The organism is Bacillus thuringiensis (assembly GCF_001455345.1).
Classification (GTDB): Bacteria; Bacillota; Bacilli; order Bacillales; family Bacillaceae_G; genus Bacillus_A; species Bacillus_A thuringiensis_N.
Genome location: NZ_CP013274.1, coordinates 2,359,732 through 2,377,505, shown reverse-complemented (window position 1 = coordinate 2,377,505; position 17,774 = coordinate 2,359,732). Strand labels below are relative to the sequence as shown.

Here is a 17,774-nt window from a genome sequence, read left to right as displayed (position 1 = left end):
TTTGTTTTTCTTAATCTAATGGTGATGCGATTCTACCCATATAGACTTTTTTACTTTTCTGTAATATTTATAAAATTCACGGCTCTCTTGTCCTCAGTACCTAACACCGTATTCACTTTATCTATTTCCTTGCTTAATTCTGGTGCTTTCCCTTGATTGACTAAATTAAGATTTCCAAAAGATTTATTAAAAGATAGAATCTGTCTAGTTTTTTCTTTCCCATTTATTTCTTTGAATAATGTATCCTCTACAATTAATAGGATTACGTTGGATCCACCACGATGCGGAGAAAGCCATACATCCCCTTCATATTGAACATTCATTTTTTTCTGATCAAATGTTAGTTCTTTCAAGTCTTTATATTCTTTATTTGCAAATAAGATAGTTTCATCTTTTTCTATTTTTGGTAACGAACCAATAGGGACTGATGATGTAAGCCCCTCGTTATTATCTCTTTCGCGTATAAGCCCCTTTTTATTCATTTTTTCAGCAGTTGTTCTACTAATAAATAGTAAATTACTAGTAGCAATATCCATAGAATCCCCCAAATTAGTCGGTAGCTTTACGTCGAGCTTGTTATTATCTATCGTCCCTTCTTTTAATTGATATAGGTCTTGTGAGCTTGTTATATCTTTGTATGAGTCAATTATAGAGCTTCTTGTTTGTTCGTTTATCGATCCTACTTCTATTGAAATTCCATTTGCTGGAGAGTCTTTTGTACTAAATAATGAACATGCTCCTAACACGGTAATCGAAATACCAGCTACTATTAATAACCCAAATCTTTTTTTCATTCTATATTCTCCTTATTTTTATTTTTTTGAATTGAATTAAATGATTGTTTTATACATTTTCTTCAAATATTGAGCACGAACAAAGTAGAAGTATATAATTTGTAAAACTAAGAAACAAACCAATACTATAACGGAACTACCCAAGACTGAAAAATCAGCTAACTTTTGCAAGGCAATAAAAGCTACGACACTATGTGTAATTGCTATTACAATGGGTAAAAAGAATAGTAATACAAGTTGACGTGACACAATTTTCTTTAATTCGAGTTTACTTAAACCAACTTTTGCTATCATTTTATATTGCTGCTGATTTCGTTCTAAGTCTGTGTATAATCGGAAATATAAAAAACTTGCAGCAAATGTAAAGAAAACAATGCCTATTAATACACTCATAATGGATGCAAGTCCAAAACCTTGTTTCATCCCTATCCATGTAAGAATTAAAGTCGAAAATGTATATTTTTCGTTGTCTATTATATGCTCATTTATACCTTTATTATCCTTCTGAAAAGCAGCTACAATATTTTCCGCAACTTTTTTTGTTTTCTCCCAATCTTTCACAATAAAACCATTAATAATGTATTCAAAATAATAATTCTCTGGATCCACTATCATTTGATTATATACAGCGTCTGGTACAATAATTATCGTTACTCTTGTATCTTGTAATTCTTTCGGAGTAAGTATTTTATTTACATGCATATCTTTTTTATATCTCTATACAACAATTGAAAGCTATTTTGATTAGATTTTGAATTAGCAACTTTTTTTGAAGGTATGACAAGACTATCATTTTCATCTTTTAAGCTTTCTTTTTCAAAACCAAATGCCTTAGCTAACTTATTATAATCACTTAATTTTATAACGGTTGATAATATATTACTGTTATAGAGAGTATCTTGAATTTGTTTTATTGAATAAGTCACCTGTTTGAAATTAAACTCACCACCATGGAGTTCGCTTTCTATTTTTTTTAAATGTTCTTTTTCTAAATGGTTATTATTATAAGACTGATAAGAAAATGCAAAAGGACTTTCCGATTCAGCCATGGATGAGTTGCCTAATCCCATACAAGTCCCCACTGCAGTGAAGGCAACGGTAGAAATAATAGTGACCATAAAAAACATTTTTGCATTATCTTTTAATTGATACACTAAATCTGAGATGGTTAGTATGTTTGTTTTCTTAAAGAAAATATTTTCCCTTTTCTTTAATGCACGTAACACATACACACTGAGCTGGGTAAATAAGAAGTACGTTCCAAGTACAACAAAGCTCACCCCTGCCGCCACCATGAATAATACATAATTTGCACCCTTGTACTGAATTGCGTTAACACTATGGAAAACAGCCGTATATCCTAATCCAATACAAATAAGTGCGAATAAAGATAGCCAAAAGGATGCTTTTGGTTCAGGCTTTGGCTTTTCCTCTGCTTTTATTAATTCTACTAATTGCTCTACATTTACTAGTCGAGAAGTGAAAAGTGAAATAAATAAAAATAGTAAGAAAAAAGCTCCAAATGTTATTCCAATTGCTTTAAAGGGCATGTAAAATGGGAGTCCTTTATCAATTATTAACAGATTGTTGCTCATAATTAAGATAAACTTAGAGAACGCCATTCCAATTGTAATTCCCGTTAAAATAGAAGCGATTCCAATTATTATATTTTCAATAAATACTAATTTATTCAACTGTGTACGTGACATCCCATGTAGCATTAGAATTCCAAAATCTTTTTTTCTTGTTTTTAAAAATGCACTTACAGAATATAAGATAAAGAAGAATGAGAAGAAAAATATTAACCCCTGCGATATCTGTAATCCTGACTTTGCAAATGTATTGATTGTTACACTGGTAGCAAGATCGCCTTGTAAATTAGGATGAAATGCAAGTAATGCATAGGTGAAGAAAATCATAATAGCAAACGTACTACTTAAAAAATGAGCCAAATATGTTCTTTTACTACGAATAACGTTATTAAATGCGAACTGTCGAAAAGTCATTTGCCTTTCCTCCTAATAATGCTAAAACCTCTAGAATTTTTTGATAGAATACTTTGCGATTATCTCCACAATAAATCTCATTGTATAACTGTCCATCTTTGATAAACACAATTCGATCACAATAACTTGCAGCCATTGCATCATGTGTCACTAACATCATCGTTGTGCTATTTTCTTTATTAAGCTTTGTCAATAATTCCATCACATCATTAGCAGATTTTGAATCCAGATTTCCTGTAGGCTCATCCGCAAGTAATAATTTTGGATTATGAATAGTAGCACGTGCGATTGCAGTTCTTTGTGCCTGCCCACCAGAAATTTCATACGTACGTTTATCTAATATTTCAGTTATCCCTAGTTTTTTAGCAATAGCTTCTACTTTCCCTTCCATTTCTCTAGGACTGACACCATCAAGCGTAAGTGGAAGAACAATATTTTCTTTCACTGTCAATGTATTAAGGAGATTAAATGATTGAAAAACAAACCCTAATTCACGTCTTCGAAATAAAGACAGCTGATTTGGAGATAACAGATACGGATTTTCTCCATGAATTAATACTTCTCCTGATGTTGGAGCATCTATAGTAGACACCATATTTAATAGCGTTGTTTTACCACTCCCAGATGGTCCCATAATTCCTACAAATTCACCTTTGTTTATTTTTAAATCAATATGGGATAATGCTGTATAAGAAATTTTCCCAGGATAAACCTTCCCTAAATCTGAAACATGTAGTATCTCCACAAGTATTTCACCTTCCATTTCTTTTTTCGATACATGAAGTGTAACCTATATATAGTATGTCTCATATCGATTTCCCTAACAGTTATCTAACAAGTTTGTAAGATTCAAAAGAAAAACCGATGAAAAGTATACCTTTCATCGGTTAACGAGATGCATACGGGAATATGATTCTAACTTTTGTTCCCTTACCTACTTCAGATTCTAGCTCAATCTTATGATTTAATTTTTCACATACTTCTTTAACAAGATATAATCCCATTCCCGTAGACTCTTTAAATTTCCTACCATTTTCTCCAGTATAAAATGGATTAAAAACACGTGGTAAATCAGCAGTAGGAATACCAACCCCATGATCTTTTACTTCCAAAATAATTGCTCGTCCTTTTGAACAAGCCGATACTATTACTTTTTTTTTCTTGCTTACTTGATGAATATTTAATTGCATTTGACAGTACTTGATTGAGTATAAATCGAAACCATTTCTTATCTGTTTCTACGATAAGATTTGGATCTACTTTTACCTCTGGATACACATAACTACGTATAAATAGACGTTTATTTTCATGAATAGCAGAATCAATCATTTCCAATAACTGCAATCTGTCCACATGAAAATCCTGTTCAAATGTTTCTAAACGAGCAACATATAAGACCATTTCTAATCCTTTTTTGATTCTTTCCGTTTCTTCATTAATACTGTCAAATCGAGAGTCATCTGCATCTTGTGTAATTAACTCAATAACAGAAAGAGGTGTTTTCATTTGATGAACCCATTGATTCATAAAAGTCATTTGTTCTTGTTGTTTTCGTTCCCATTTTTTTAATTGGTTTTGATAATATTGATATTGAGTTTGTAGTAATGTTTCTAAGGCCATTGATAAGGGAGCCAAATCACTATCTTTTATTGATTCATTTAAAGCTTCCATTGGTGTTGATAGACGCTTGTAGAATGAACGATGACTATAATAGCGATATATTAAATAACCCATTAATAAAAAAACACCCAAAAATACAGAATATAATGCTGTCAAAATATGTGGATAACCATCAAACCAATATATAAAAAGAATGATAAGCAATTGGGCAAATGTATAACAAATAAGTGGAATATGTTCTTGTAAAAATAATTTCATTATTCCTTTCCTTCCTTCTCCCAAGTAGCATGCAAACGATATCCAGCACCACGAACTGTTTCCAGTGCGTTTTCAATACCTAAATCTTGCAATTTCCTTCTAATTCTACCTATGTTTACACTCAATGTATTTTCGTCTATATATGAGCTATCCCATAGTTGTTCTAAAATCACTTCACGTTTTACAAGGAGCGGAGACTTCGTTATCAATATTTCTAATAAAGTTGTTTCTTTTCTAGTAAGTAAAATTTTCCTATCATTTAGTTGAAGTTCCATTCTTTCTGGGAACAGGAATAATCCCGATTGCTCAACTATCCGTTCTTTTACTTTAGAAGCATATTCACCGTATGCTCTTCTGATTTGACTACGGATTTTCGACATTACAACCTCATAATAGAAAGGTTTCGTAATATAATCATCACCACCATTTTCTAAAGCCATAACTTGATCCATCTCTCCACTCCTTGCAGATAGAAATACAATTGGACAAGTAGAAATTGCTCGTATTTGGCGACACCAATAATAACCATCAAAATTAGGTAAATTTACATCTAATAGCACTACATCTGGTTTTATCTCTTGAAATATTTCTAAGATATTTTCAAAATCCTCTATAATAATACTTTGGTATCCATATTTTTTTATATGAGTTCCCAGTAATTCAGCAATTTTCATATCATCTTCTACAATCATGATTGTATTCATAACGTACTCTCCTTTAATTTAGGCGCAATTTTTAAAGTTCATTTGGTATTCAATATTTACTTATGTAAAAAAGATGATATCTTACCTACCCTCACAAATGCAATAAGTATCCAATAAAGCGTATATTTGTTGTTACTTAATTAATAAATTAAATAGGGATTGTTTCTATCTTTTTTCTTTTCTTAAGTCGATTCTTTTTTAAACACATAAAAAGACCGCCACAGTTTTGTGACGGAAAAACAGAAAAATTTTAATAACTAATTACTATTATTATTTATTTGTAGTTTTTAAGGTATCTAACGCTATTTTGGTTGCTTCTGCAATAAGCTTATCATCGTATTTAGCATCCTCTTTATCATGATTAGAAAGTATCGCAAGAACAATTGGCTTTTTATTTGGTGGCCAAATAATTGCGATATCATTTCTGGTTCCATAAGATCCCGAGCCTGTTTTATCAGCTACTTCCCATCCCCCTGGAACTCCAGCACGAATTAAGTTGTCTCCCGTAGTGTTCTTTTTCATCCAATCTATTAATAAATCCCGTTTCTCAGTTGAAAGTACATCTCCTAGCGTAAAAGCTTGAAGACTAGTAGCTAATGCCTTTGGGGTACTAGTATCATGTACATCTCCTGGATGCACTTCGTTTAACTCTGGTTCAAAACGTTCAGGATTTGTAACGGTATCTCCTATTTCTCTCAGTGTTTTTTTGAATTCACTAGGTCCACCTAATTGTTTAAGAATAAGATTTTGTGCAGTATTATCACTATATCGAAGGGAAGCATCTGCAAGCTCTTTCAGAGTCATACCTGTATCAACATACATTTCTGTAATTGGATTGTAATTAACAAGATCTTCACGAGTATACAAAACTCTTTGATTTAGATCTTCTATTGATTTCTTTTGTAAAAGTACTCCCACAGCTAAAGCTTTGTGGGTAGATGCGTATGCAAACCGTTTATCTGATTGATACGTAACGGTTTGATTCGTATCAGTGTCCAATGCATAAATACCAAGTTTAGCATCAAATTTTTTTTCAAGTTTAGCAAAAGAATCATTACCAGTAGTTTCTTGTTTGATTTGATTTGTTTGTTTCGTTTGTTTAAGTGATTCAGATTGAGTATTACTATCGGAACAACCTATAAGCGTTGCACATGAAAGAAATACTACAGGTACCATCTTTTTGTAATGTAAAATGTTAAAAAACTTGTTTAAGACTATCATACATTTTCAACCTCTTTCAAGAATATATGGTTTTTCTAGGTGTTATACATACCAATACAATTAAAGAGTGTATCGGATATCACTCTTCAAGCATCTAACTTATGATAAACACCTGTTTTATACGAATACTTAATAGACAACCTAAGTAACAAGTTTGTTCCATACATTTAAAAATATTTTAATCAACAACAATGTTATTAACAAAAAAGGAAGGAGTGAATCGACTGTTCACTCCTTTGAATGATAACCGTAGAGGTCCATTTAGCTTTGAAATAAAGATTGATAAAAAGTGCTTTAAGCCTTTTTTAATAGCAAATGTAAAAATCCATTTCCAAAAAAATTTAATCAAAAAGGTGTTCAGGGGAGGCAATCTGAATAGAATTCAAATGTTTCATTCGGTTTATGACAGATAGTCCTTCATTAACTCTATGTAATTCAAGCCATCTTTCGAAACCAGAAAAAAAGGAAGAAAAGCCAATAGATGTCTACAAACTGGGCGTATGATTTGATATTGTAAAGCCCTCTGGCATCAATTTGTTCATCACCTATCATCATGTATCCCTTGGTTGAAACCATCAGCTTTTCTGTACCGCTTCCCAGTGAATAGCTCGAAAAGTTATGGGTGTTGAGCTCAACTTAACGACGACGGGAGCTGTCCCCAATTAGTGATGAAACCCATTATCACATTTCGTATCATGAGGCATAGGCCCATCCAGGGAATCCAAAAAGGCAACAGCCTGTTTGAGGTTTCTCAAAAATAAATGCGCGAGATCCATGGAAAATCCATTTCGAACCACAACGCGCATAATCGTCACCGCTTCTAGATTTGGAGGCAATGGATAGGCAGGTACTTGCCAACCGAACACACGCAATTGTCGAGATAGATCATAAAGATTCCAGTTTGATGTGTGACCATTTTTCAGTCGCCAAGCGAAAACCGGTATATCCGAACCATCGGACAAAAGTTCGAAAGGTTCCATCATTTGAATCGCCTTGCTAAGAAAAAGAGCGACTTTCTGAGAAGCCCTTTGGACATCATAGTACCCCCTTTTCCCCAAACGCAGGTAATTGTAATATTGCAGGAGTACTTGTGCACCAGGACGTGAAAAATTCAGGGCAAAAGTTGGCATGTTGCCGCCTAAATAGGAGACGCGGAAGATTAGATCCTCAGGGAGATCATCAGCTTCCCTCCAAATTATCCAACCCAATCCAGGGTAGACTAATCCATATTTATGTCCGGATACATTGATGGACTTTACCCTCGGCAATTGAAAATCCCAGACTAAATCTGGTTGAAGAAACGGGGCTATAAATCCGCCCGAAGCCGCATCCACATGCATAGGAATGTCAAGTCCCGTCCTCTCCTGTAAATCGTCCAACGCTTTTGCAATGGCAGCAACCGGTTCGTAACGTCCGGTATAAGTCTCACCGAGAATCGGTACCACACCAATCGTATTTTCATCCACGGCTGCAATGACCCCCTGAGGATCCAACCGGGAATGCTCAGGGCTAACCTTTACATAGCGTGGTTCAACCTCCCAATAGTTCGCGAATTTTTCCCAAACGACTTGAACAGCAGAACTAAATACAATATTAGGCCGATCCACCGGCTTCCCCTCTCTTTTGCGTGCATTTTGCCAGCGTCTCTTTAACGCAAGCCCCCCGAGCATACATGCTTCCGACGATCCAGTTGTTGAAACGCCCATAGTTGTAAGGGGGCTAGGGGAATGCCAGAGATTGGCTAAAATGCGAACACACCGCTCCTCAATTTCAGCTGTCTGTGGATATTCGTCCTTATCAATCATGTTCTTATCAAATGATTTAGCATATAGCCGCTCTGCGGTAGGCTCCATCCAGGTGCTAACGAACGTTGCAAGATTCAAGCGTGCATTGCCATCTAGAGTAATTTCATCATGGACGATTTGATACGCTGTTTCTGGTAACATGCCTTCATCAGGCATGTTAAATCGCGGAACGACTGATTCTCCTTTGCGGGCAAACAGAGGATTTATAGAAAATTCGGGAGGCAGCTCCATTTGCACATGACGCGGTAGATATTGTGGATTATCTGGCATAATCTCTTTTCCTTCATGTGTATCGTTTTGAACTTCTTCTTTTCGATCCTGCGGCATACTAGTCCCCCTTAATTAATGGTTTAACAAATATATTATTTACAAAAAAATATTTGTTAAACCAAGGAGGAAATTCTATTAAAAGGTACTGCCACCATTCAAATTAAAGAAATATAGTTTGTGATTACAAAATAGAAATCGATTTATATTATAATGAAAACATTGAATATATGAATGTGATTTTCTGAAATTTCTAAGACTACATTACAAATGTGAATAACTAAAAAGCTATCAATTCAAAGAATTTGAGAATATGGAACATTTTAAGCGAGATTGAGATAATTATATTCACAAAAGAATTGATGCACCGTTAAAAAGAATGAGCCCGGTACAATACCGGACTTATATTCATACAACCGCCTTATTTTTCTATTTAACTGTTGGGATTCAGCTCATAATGAAACATATTTTTACATAAAAGACTTTCGTATATAAATTTTTCAAATGAGTTATTAGCGAATTGTTGACCAATATCACTTTTTGAGTGAGTAATTTTTTAGATTGATGATATAATAAATTTTGTTCTTTTCTTTTATGTAAAATATTCTAGTTTTGCATTAGGAAAGAACTGTTTCATATAGGAATACAGATAGTTTTTTATATCCTCTTCTTCTTCTTTTTGATAAATGTATTTTCCGATTCCATATTTCCCCCATTTATACCTTCTTTTCTCTTCATCTAATTCTAATTTTGTCATCGGGTAGTTTTTTTCAATCATTCTCTTAGCTGGCTTTGTAAAACGATGTTGAATAAATTCAAATGTAATATCATCCCGTGCATCAAGAGGTAATTCAGCATTTAGGCGTTCAAACATATGATAGTACCCTTCCTGCCAGCCTTCATGCAGGTAAATAGGAGCTACAATGAAACCAAGAGGATATCCGGCTCTAGCTACTTTTCCTGCTGCCTCAATTCGTTTAGCTAAGGGAGAAGTCCCTGGTTCAAAGTTTTTAATCACATAATCAGCATTTACACTAAAGCGAAATCTTGTTTTTCCATTATGTTTAGCATCAAGTAAATGATCTACATGGTGAAATTTCGTAACAAATCTCAATTTCCCATATTCAGATTCTCCAAAATGCTCAATAGCCCGTTTAAGAGTATGCGTTAAATAATCGATTCCTACAATATCTGAAGTACACGACGCTTCAAATCTTGTTACTTCAGGTGCACGCTCTTTCATGTATTTATCAGCAGCATCTAAAATTTCTTCAACATTTACATACGTTCGTATATAAGGCTTACTTCCCATCGTTGTTTGTAAATAACAATAATGACAATGCCCCATACATCCCGTTGCAAAAGGAATTGCATACTCTGCTGAAGGCTTGGAAGTATCAAATTTCAGTGTTTTTCTAACACCAACAACAAGCGTAGATTTTGCTACTCGATACTTTTGAAAATCATTATCGCCTGGCAAATCTCTTACTTGATTATGGGAAGTAGTATGTCGAATTTCAACATCCATCTTTGAAAACTTCTCAAACAGCTCTTTTCCCAAAGGATAATCTAATGCTTTAGGTTCAAAATATACGAGCTTAGGCATAAATGGCTTATTCATTCCAACATCCCCTCTGAAATATCACCATAATAGTAAGTGTACGCTTGATTTGCTTCATCTTCGGTAGCATATATAGCCATCTCATTTGTTAGTGGATAATACGTTTCGTAAAGAAATAGTGCTAATTCAGTAGGTCTTTCAGGATTATTTACAACTGCTGCAGCTTGTATATTAGCTACGTCTTGAGTATGAGGATTTCGATAAAAAATATAGACAATGTCACCAGCATGATACGTATTACTTTCAGAAGAAAATTCCATTCCATCCCCACCTCATTTCATAAAATTCAATGCTCAAAGTTTTACTTTCTAATTTCCCTGTAGTGTAACTATTTAATTTTATTGATAATGATTACTTCATACAAACATACTTTGAAAAATTAATAATAAATGCACTACCAAAAAGGCAAGCATATATCAATGCTTGCCTTTCGTTCTAACGACGATGTTCAACAAGATCGATTACACCTAAAACGACGTGAGCTAAACCAAAACCAAATACTGTATTTGCAATCATTTTATTAGTTCCACGAGTTTGTTTAAGAGCATTACCTGCTGCGGTCACTGCTGTACCTAAAGCTGTTGGAATTAATCCTTCACGAATGTCCACAGTGATGCCTCCTTGTTTCGTAGTTAGTAAATTTGTTTTAATGCCTCGAAGTAAAGTATTAAAACAAGTATTAGTATTTTTCTTTTTAATAAAATTATGTGAAATTTTCATGAATAATATTTTAAATCCATAACAGCTATAAAGATTGAAAAAATTATTAATTAACAAATAAGAGAATATCTTCAAAACGTATTTTCATATAAAAATTGTATACCTCAGACAAAAAAATTCTTTGTGGAAATTCTCTCCATAAAAAAGTGCTCCTACATTTATATAGGAGCGCTTTTTTATGAAACACTATTCTTTATTTGCCTATGAACCACTTTATTATAATAACCATGCTTTACAACTTGCCTAACATCATCTACCTCAATATCCATTCTTTCCGCGATATCTACAACAATTGTATTTTGTAAAACATTCACTACAAACCCCATTAATTGTAAATTAGGGTTTTTACGATATGAAAATTGAACGTAATCCCCAAGTGTTACTTCTTTATTATGCTTCATTTGGCGCCCCCTAAATTATTGATAGTTATACAATAGTTTTCCCTTTTTTTACTTCTTCATAATGGGGTTACCAGTTTATCATTTTAGCTAATTCATCTCCCACCTACTCACTCCGCGTTCCTTGAGGAAGGGGTCTTCTTGGCTAAAACGATAAAAGTTATGCATATAATTAAAAAAGACAAACTCTCCAAGATGAGGAGTTTGTCCAAAACCATGATCTCTTTAAATCAACAATATAGAATTCAGTTCCGATAAGAATCTTTCTTTTTTCCATATCACACGATTTTTGCATCAGAACTAACTACAGTAAATTAGAATAATGACTTAATACTTGCTAGAACAGTAAGTATCCCTATAATAATTACAAATACATTACTCATTTTCCCTCTGTATTTTGCTAGTACTGGTACTTTACGAATCGCATACATCGGTAATAGACATAAGATAGCAGCGACTAACGGACCACTAAGGGCATCAATGATTCCAAGAATACTTGGATTTGTATAAGCAACATACCAGCATGTTAATACAACAAAAGTAAGAATCATTGTCTTAACTGTTTTTTCTCCTATATCTTTCCCACGTTTTTTACTGGACTTGATAATCATGTCACGCATTACCTCATACGCTCCTATATAATGGCCAAGGAAAGACTTTGTAATAGCCACAAACGCAATGATAGGAGCTGCAATCGTGATTACTGGCGAATTAAGCTCATTAGCAAGATATGATAGGATTGACAAGTTCTGTTCTTTTGCCACCTTAAGATCATCTGGAGTCAAACTTAAAGTACTGCTCCAAACAAAGAACATAACAACAGCGAATGTGATGATATAACAAACTTTTTGTATTTGGGCACACTTGGCATCAGTAGCGTCTATTCCATACGTAGCTCTCTGTTTCATAACGAATGACGAAATCATAGGAGAATGATTAAACGAGAATACTATGATTGGTAGTATCATCCAAATCGTTCCGAAATACCCTGTTCCAGTTGAAGCAGTAGAAACACTTGAAAAACTTAGCATTGAAGTATTCCATTGTGGAATTAAAGATATTGCAATAAAAAGTAGAGAAGCAATGAAAGGATATACTAGCATGCTCATTATCTTTACAGTAATATCCTGACCAAAATTTAGTATAGTGATAAGACCGAGTACTAATACAAGTGATAAAATAGCCCTTGGAGGCTCCGGCATGTGCAATTGGTGTACAATAAAACTACTTGCAGTATTTGTAAGTGCGACCGAGTACATCAGCACGATCGTATAAATGGAGACGAAATATACAATGTTAAAAATGATACTTGCTTTATTTCCGAAATATTCTCTTATTGTACCTGTAATCCCCTCATCGGCAGAATTCGAAGCGTAAATCATTTTAGCAAGCGCCCTATGTGAGTAGTACATAACTGGATATGCAAGTATGGTAATTAACAGCAATGATAATAAACCACCTGAACCTGCATTAATCGGTAAAAAGAGTACCCCTGCTCCAATTGCTGTTCCAAAAAGGCTCAATGCCCAGGTAGTATCCTGTTTATGCCATTTTTTAGGGTCTAAATATTTTTCATTTTTTACTGCCGTATTATCAGCTTGAAATTCTATGTTTTTTGCAGTATTCCCATTCATATAATAATTCCTCCTTGTTTCCTATTCTTACGTCTTTATTTTAAGGTATAGGAATATAGACCGTTCTTTTTGTTTATAAAGTGCGCCACATCGTATATCCTTCTTCTAAGTTGATCAGACTCAAAAAATTAACGAAGCATCAACCTGAAGAGTTTGTTACCACTTACAAAATGTTTCAATTATATAGTAGGATATATTATTAATAATTCCCCCAATATCCAGAAATCCTTAAGCGAACAATAGAGAATAGATTGTTAACCATTTCACAATACAGACGGTAACTGTTTATTGATTTGATTGTTTCTCCCCAAATATTTTATTTTTAATAGCAATCCCTGTAGGTGTAGCCGCAATTCCACCTAAACCTGTCTCTCTTAATTCGCGAGGAATCTGTCTTCCAACTCTATACATCGCTTCAATAACTTCGTCAGCATTGATGATATTGTTTACGCCGGCTAATGCGATGTCCGCTGCTGCTAAAGCATTTGTCGCTCCAATGGCGTTTCTCTTTACACAAGGAATTTCTACCAAACCAGCGACCGGATCACAAACTAAACCGAGTAAATTCTGTAATGCAATCGAAAAAGCTTCAGAAGATTGCTGTGGTGTTCCACCTGCAGCTTCTACCGCAGCTGCAGCCGCCATTGCTGAGGCACTGCCTACTTCAGCTTGACATCCTCCATACGCTCCTGAAATACAAGCGTTGTTTGCTACTATCGTTCCAAATAGCGCTGATGTGAATAGAAAATGTATCATATCTTCATGACTCAACTGCAACGTATCTTTAATACTAAATAGGACTCCCGGAATCGTCCCACTTGCACCTGCTGTTGGAGTTGCACAAATAGCTCCTAATGCAGCATTTACTTCATTAACGCCGATAGCACTTTGAATCCCTAACACCATCAAATCTCCAGAAAGAGTTTTCCTATTTTCTCGATAGTTTTTAATTTTAACTGCATCACCTCCGGTTAAACCGGTAGGAGAAAATACACCGTCCCCCTCGATACTTTTATTTATAGCATTTTGCATAGTCGCTAAATTTCGTTCCATTTTACTCCAAACTTCTTCATAAGAAATTTTAGTTTGTTCGATTTCCTGTTCAATTGCTAATTTATAAATTGGCTTTTGTCTTTTATTAGCTGCATCCACAATTTCTTTTATGGCCATATACATATTTTTTCACTCCTTAATGTAACTAAAGAATAATAAGATTAGCTATATTGCTTAAATTCCCTAATTCCTCCTGAGCATTACCAGGCAATAGCGAATCCAAAGCGAATGCATATAAATATTTTGTTTTATCTTTCAAACTATGAAAGTTGTTAATTTCAACATTATATTGTTTAAAGATCCTGCGTAAGACAAATTCAAAGTCAGCTCTTTCTGAAATCGCAATAACAACTGGCAATGGCCCCTGCATTTCTAAGCTAAATCCATCAATTTCAACATATTTGACTTCAATCAATCCACCGCCGACCGAAATACCCATCGTTCTAATACTTCGACTGTCATCCTCTACATATACATCTGCCGTATTTGGATGACCGGCAGGACTATCACCTGATTTTTCAATAAAAGTAATGTCAATCCCTTTAGATTCTGCTATTTTAATAGCATCTGGCACTTTGCTGTCATCTGCAGCAAAGCCTAATATACCAGCAATTATTGCAAAATCAGTTCCGTGACCTTTATGGGTTTCAGCAAATGATTCATAATACGTTACCACAACTTTTTTTGGAAGACCTTGAAATAATTTATTAGCAACTGTTCCAATAGACAAAGCACCTGCAGTATGTGAACTTGAAGGACCTATCATTATGGGCCCAATCACATCAAAACAACTTTTGTATTTAACAACCTTTTTTTCTTTAATAGACGCTACATTCATGTTCATATAAGCACCCCCATAATTTATGATTTTAATTGCAGTTGAAACTAAGTTATTAGAATAATTAATTCAAAACAAATTCTCGTTGTTAGCGCTTTCTTTTGATGTTAAATAAATTTCCTTTCTAATTACACATCCTTTGTAGAGTAATCATATCAGTATGTCCAATTTAAGAAAGTTACTTGTAAGGTCTTTAGAATTTTTGCACCAAAACTAGGTTTGATATTTTATCTAGCGGTAATAAACTATCTCTCGACGCCCTCATTATAACTTGTATATTTATGAGTTTAATCTTTTTTTATTTTCAGGAAGATCGAATAAACAGAATCTTGAATGGATAATAAATTACACTTAGCATGTAGCAATTGTGTCCTTTATTTGAAGCTGTATTAGTTAGTAAAAAATTAAAAATAGCACAGATTTCCTTTCATTTACACCTTGATTATATTAGAAAATCATTATAAAGATACTCATATTGTCCTTTTTTAGAACATTTTATTTTGGATGGAAAACCTGTTCTAATAAATAATTCATTCAGATGAAAAGGAATACATGAATGAAATATAAAACCATTGAAGTATATTGATTACATAACTTGCATTAATATTAATTGTCGAAAAAAACGAACTTCTTTTACCAATCTTAACATAAAGGATACGTTCCAAATAACGATGGCGATTCCTAGTAGAATACTTTTTATGCTGTTTTTATATGAAAAATCCTCTTCAAAACGCAAATAAAAAGGGCCATTTCAGCCCTTTTTTATTTATAAATTCTCTATATCATATTCAGTATATCCCTCATAATAGTAACTAATATTAATGCCTTTCATGAATACTTCACGGCTATTTATTTTATCTACTAATGCATTTTGGAGTAAATGCTTATTTGCGCTTTTTATTTAGAATAATCTCTCATATGTAATTAAGATTTTTCACTCTCTGTAAAAAGTGATTTATGTTCTACTGGAGAAGAAAGCACTATTAAGGTTGTAGGCTTTCCGTACTCTAAGCACAAATTAATATAGTCTTCGAGTGTATGTACTGATTCTGTCACTACCTTTGTTAGATAACTATACATACCGGCAATACGGTGACATTCGACCACATCTGAATGTTCCATTGCGAACTTTTTATATTTGTTGCAATCCCTTGGTTCCATCAAAACAAACGCAGTAATATGTTTTTTTAATTCTTTCGGATTAACAATCGTGCGATAACTTATAATTACCCCCTGTTCTTCTAGTCTTCTAACTCGCTCTGTAACAGAAGGAGAACTCAAACCTACCAGTTTTCCTATTTCAACCATACTTAAACGTGCATTTTCCTGAAGATGTGAAAGAATCTTTAAATCTGTTTGATCCATTCATGTACCTCCCCTTAATTAATTAGGAATACAATTAATAATTCTTAAATTATTAAAAAAAATTATAATTAATACATAAATTATAGCATGTTATCTTTTTTTTAAACTTTATATAATTGATATCAATTCATGAAAGAGAGGCTGATTATCTTGACACAACAATCATTGAAACGTTCAATTACTTGGGTACAAGGGACTGCATTAACCATAGGAGCTGTGTTGGGTTGTGGAATTCTTATATTGCCCTCAATTACTGCAAATAGCGCTGGACCAGCTTCGCTTTTATCTTGGGTTATCATGTCTATATTAGCTTTTCCCATTGTCGCAACTCTAGCGGTTCTTGCTAAAATGCTTCCTAGCGCAGGAGGAATTACAGCTTATGTTCAAATGGCATTTAATGCAAATACGAGTGTAATCCTAGGGTGGATTATGTTAGGATCTATTCCTATTGGAGTACCTATTATCGCTTTAACAGGTGCCCATTATATTAGCTATGTTTTTCCAATAAATAATGCAGGAGTTATAGGCATCGCGGCATTAATTTTGTTTACTTCTTTACTCTTACATAATAAAGGAATTGAGTTATCATCAAAAGTAAGTGTGTTTGTCATTTGTATAATTTCACTTTTAATAATTGTGGCTGTTGTCGTTTCTATCCCCTATGTAAAATTAAGTTTTTTTACACCTTTTGTACCAAACGGATGGTCTTCTGTTGGAGCTTCTTCTGTAATTATCTTTTTCTCATTTGTAGGATGGGAGATGATAACCCCATTAGCTGAAGAGTTTAAAAGACCTGCTAAAGATATTTCCATTAGTCTATTTTTAGGAGCAATTTGTATCTCAATTATTTACATTGCAATATCTTTTGTAACAATAGGGACTCACTCATATGGTGATAAGAACCAGATAACTTCCCTTAGTATTCTAATATCAAAAGGATTAGGACCAATAGGTACATATATAACCACTATTTTAGCAATTTTTATTTCGTTTAGTGCTGTACATGCTAACATTGCAGGTTTTTCAAGAATGATTTACGCCCAAGCTAGAGAAGGACATTTCCCTTCCTTCTTTACTAAATTACATTCTAAATTCCAAACTCCAACTAGGGTTTTACTAGTTTTAGGCGGAATTTTTAGTTGTATTTTAATTTTTTATGGTATAGCACGACCAAATTTAGAGATGCTTCTAAAAGGTCCTAGTGTAATTTTTATTACCTCATATATTTTTACAATGCTAGCTGCTCTTAAGTTATTAAAAGTTAAAGATATAGGTTGGTGGATGGCCTTCCTGTCTCTAGTTATATGTATTTTTGTATACTCATTTAGTGGTTGGGCGATTCTCTATCCAGTAATTCTATCATTCATAGGTTGGATTTATATACTTATAAATAATAAGTCCAGCACTGTAATCAATCATCAATTAGATACATCTAATGAAAAATAGTTTTATAATTTCTATAAACTAATT

Annotated in this window: 14 protein-coding genes and 3 pseudogenes; 1 reads left to right on the top strand and 16 read right to left on the bottom strand. The window is 33.6% G+C overall.

Features of this window, described 5'->3' with window-relative positions; all coding sequences use genetic code 11:
* Nucleotides 1-50: 50 nt before the first annotated feature.
* The 16 genes and pseudogenes from ATN06_RS12395 to ATN06_RS12325 form a co-directional block, all read right to left on the bottom strand.
* Nucleotides 51-794: a lipoprotein BA_5634 family protein gene (locus ATN06_RS12395; RefSeq protein ID WP_060630882.1), complete on the bottom strand. Its 744-nt coding sequence runs from the start codon at nucleotides 792-794 to the stop codon at nucleotides 51-53.
* Between the two features lie 36 nt (nucleotides 795-830).
* A pseudogene (locus tag ATN06_RS12390) lies at nucleotides 831-2,800 on the bottom strand (FtsX-like permease family protein).
* On the bottom strand, nucleotides 2,775-3,545 hold the full coding sequence (locus ATN06_RS12385) for an ABC transporter ATP-binding protein (protein ID WP_060630881.1): 771 nt from the start codon (nucleotides 3,543-3,545) through the stop codon (nucleotides 2,775-2,777). Before ATN06_RS12385 ends, ATN06_RS12390 begins: the two are co-directional and overlap by 26 nt.
* A 142-nt stretch (nucleotides 3,546-3,687) precedes the next feature.
* Nucleotides 3,688-4,678: pseudogene (locus tag ATN06_RS12380) on the bottom strand (sensor histidine kinase).
* On the bottom strand, nucleotides 4,678-5,382 hold the full coding sequence (locus ATN06_RS12375; RefSeq protein ID WP_060630880.1) for a response regulator transcription factor: 705 nt from the start codon (nucleotides 5,380-5,382) through the stop codon (nucleotides 4,678-4,680). The pseudogene ATN06_RS12380 and the gene ATN06_RS12375 overlap by 1 nt, the downstream one beginning before the upstream one ends.
* A gap of 270 nt (nucleotides 5,383-5,652) precedes the next feature.
* Nucleotides 5,653-6,603: a class A beta-lactamase gene (gene bla / locus ATN06_RS12370; protein ID WP_060630879.1), complete on the bottom strand. Its 951-nt coding sequence runs from the start codon at nucleotides 6,601-6,603 to the stop codon at nucleotides 5,653-5,655.
* Between the two features lie 662 nt (nucleotides 6,604-7,265).
* Nucleotides 7,266-8,735 (bottom strand): glutamate decarboxylase, encoded by a 1,470-nt coding sequence (locus ATN06_RS12365; RefSeq protein ID WP_060630878.1) that lies wholly within the window; start codon nucleotides 8,733-8,735, stop codon nucleotides 7,266-7,268.
* Nucleotides 8,736-9,267: 532 nt separating this feature from the next.
* On the bottom strand, nucleotides 9,268-10,296 hold the full coding sequence (gene splB / locus ATN06_RS12360) for a spore photoproduct lyase (protein WP_001039639.1): 1,029 nt from the start codon (nucleotides 10,294-10,296) through the stop codon (nucleotides 9,268-9,270).
* Nucleotides 10,293-10,556: a transcriptional regulator SplA domain-containing protein gene (locus ATN06_RS12355; protein WP_060630877.1), complete on the bottom strand. Its 264-nt coding sequence runs from the start codon at nucleotides 10,554-10,556 to the stop codon at nucleotides 10,293-10,295. Before ATN06_RS12355 ends, splB begins: the two co-directional genes overlap by 4 nt.
* 175 nt (nucleotides 10,557-10,731) lie before the next feature.
* Nucleotides 10,732-10,905 (bottom strand): hypothetical protein, encoded by a 174-nt coding sequence (locus ATN06_RS12350; protein WP_060630876.1) that lies wholly within the window; start codon nucleotides 10,903-10,905, stop codon nucleotides 10,732-10,734.
* A 287-nt stretch (nucleotides 10,906-11,192) separates the two neighbouring features.
* Nucleotides 11,193-11,417: a DUF2187 domain-containing protein gene (locus tag ATN06_RS12345; RefSeq protein ID WP_000682218.1), complete on the bottom strand. Its 225-nt coding sequence runs from the start codon at nucleotides 11,415-11,417 to the stop codon at nucleotides 11,193-11,195.
* A 311-nt stretch (nucleotides 11,418-11,728) separates the two neighbouring features.
* On the bottom strand, nucleotides 11,729-13,048 hold the full coding sequence (locus tag ATN06_RS12340; protein ID WP_060630875.1) for an aromatic amino acid transport family protein: 1,320 nt from the start codon (nucleotides 13,046-13,048) through the stop codon (nucleotides 11,729-11,731).
* Between the two features lie 285 nt (nucleotides 13,049-13,333).
* A complete protein-coding gene (gene sdaAA / locus ATN06_RS12335) occupies nucleotides 13,334-14,224 on the bottom strand; it encodes an L-serine ammonia-lyase, iron-sulfur-dependent, subunit alpha (protein ID WP_000281771.1) in 891 nt (296 codons plus the stop codon).
* A 22-nt stretch (nucleotides 14,225-14,246) separates the two neighbouring features.
* Nucleotides 14,247-14,945: an L-serine ammonia-lyase, iron-sulfur-dependent subunit beta gene (gene sdaAB / locus ATN06_RS12330; protein ID WP_060630874.1), complete on the bottom strand. Its 699-nt coding sequence runs from the start codon at nucleotides 14,943-14,945 to the stop codon at nucleotides 14,247-14,249.
* A gap of 760 nt (nucleotides 14,946-15,705) precedes the next feature.
* Nucleotides 15,706-15,825: pseudogene (locus ATN06_RS29690) on the bottom strand (cell filamentation protein Fic); the annotation flags it as partial.
* Between the two features lie 38 nt (nucleotides 15,826-15,863).
* The gene (locus tag ATN06_RS12325) at nucleotides 15,864-16,304 is read right to left on the bottom strand and encodes an Lrp/AsnC family transcriptional regulator (protein ID WP_060630873.1); all 441 of its coding nucleotides are present in this window, start codon (nucleotides 16,302-16,304) and stop codon (nucleotides 15,864-15,866) included.
* A 150-nt stretch (nucleotides 16,305-16,454) separates the two neighbouring features.
* Here ATN06_RS12325 and ATN06_RS12320 point away from each other — a divergent pair, with 150 nt between their 5' ends.
* Nucleotides 16,455-17,750: an APC family permease gene (locus ATN06_RS12320; RefSeq protein ID WP_060630872.1), complete on the top strand. Its 1,296-nt coding sequence runs from the start codon at nucleotides 16,455-16,457 to the stop codon at nucleotides 17,748-17,750.
* The last annotated feature ends 24 nt before the right edge of the window (nucleotides 17,751-17,774 follow it).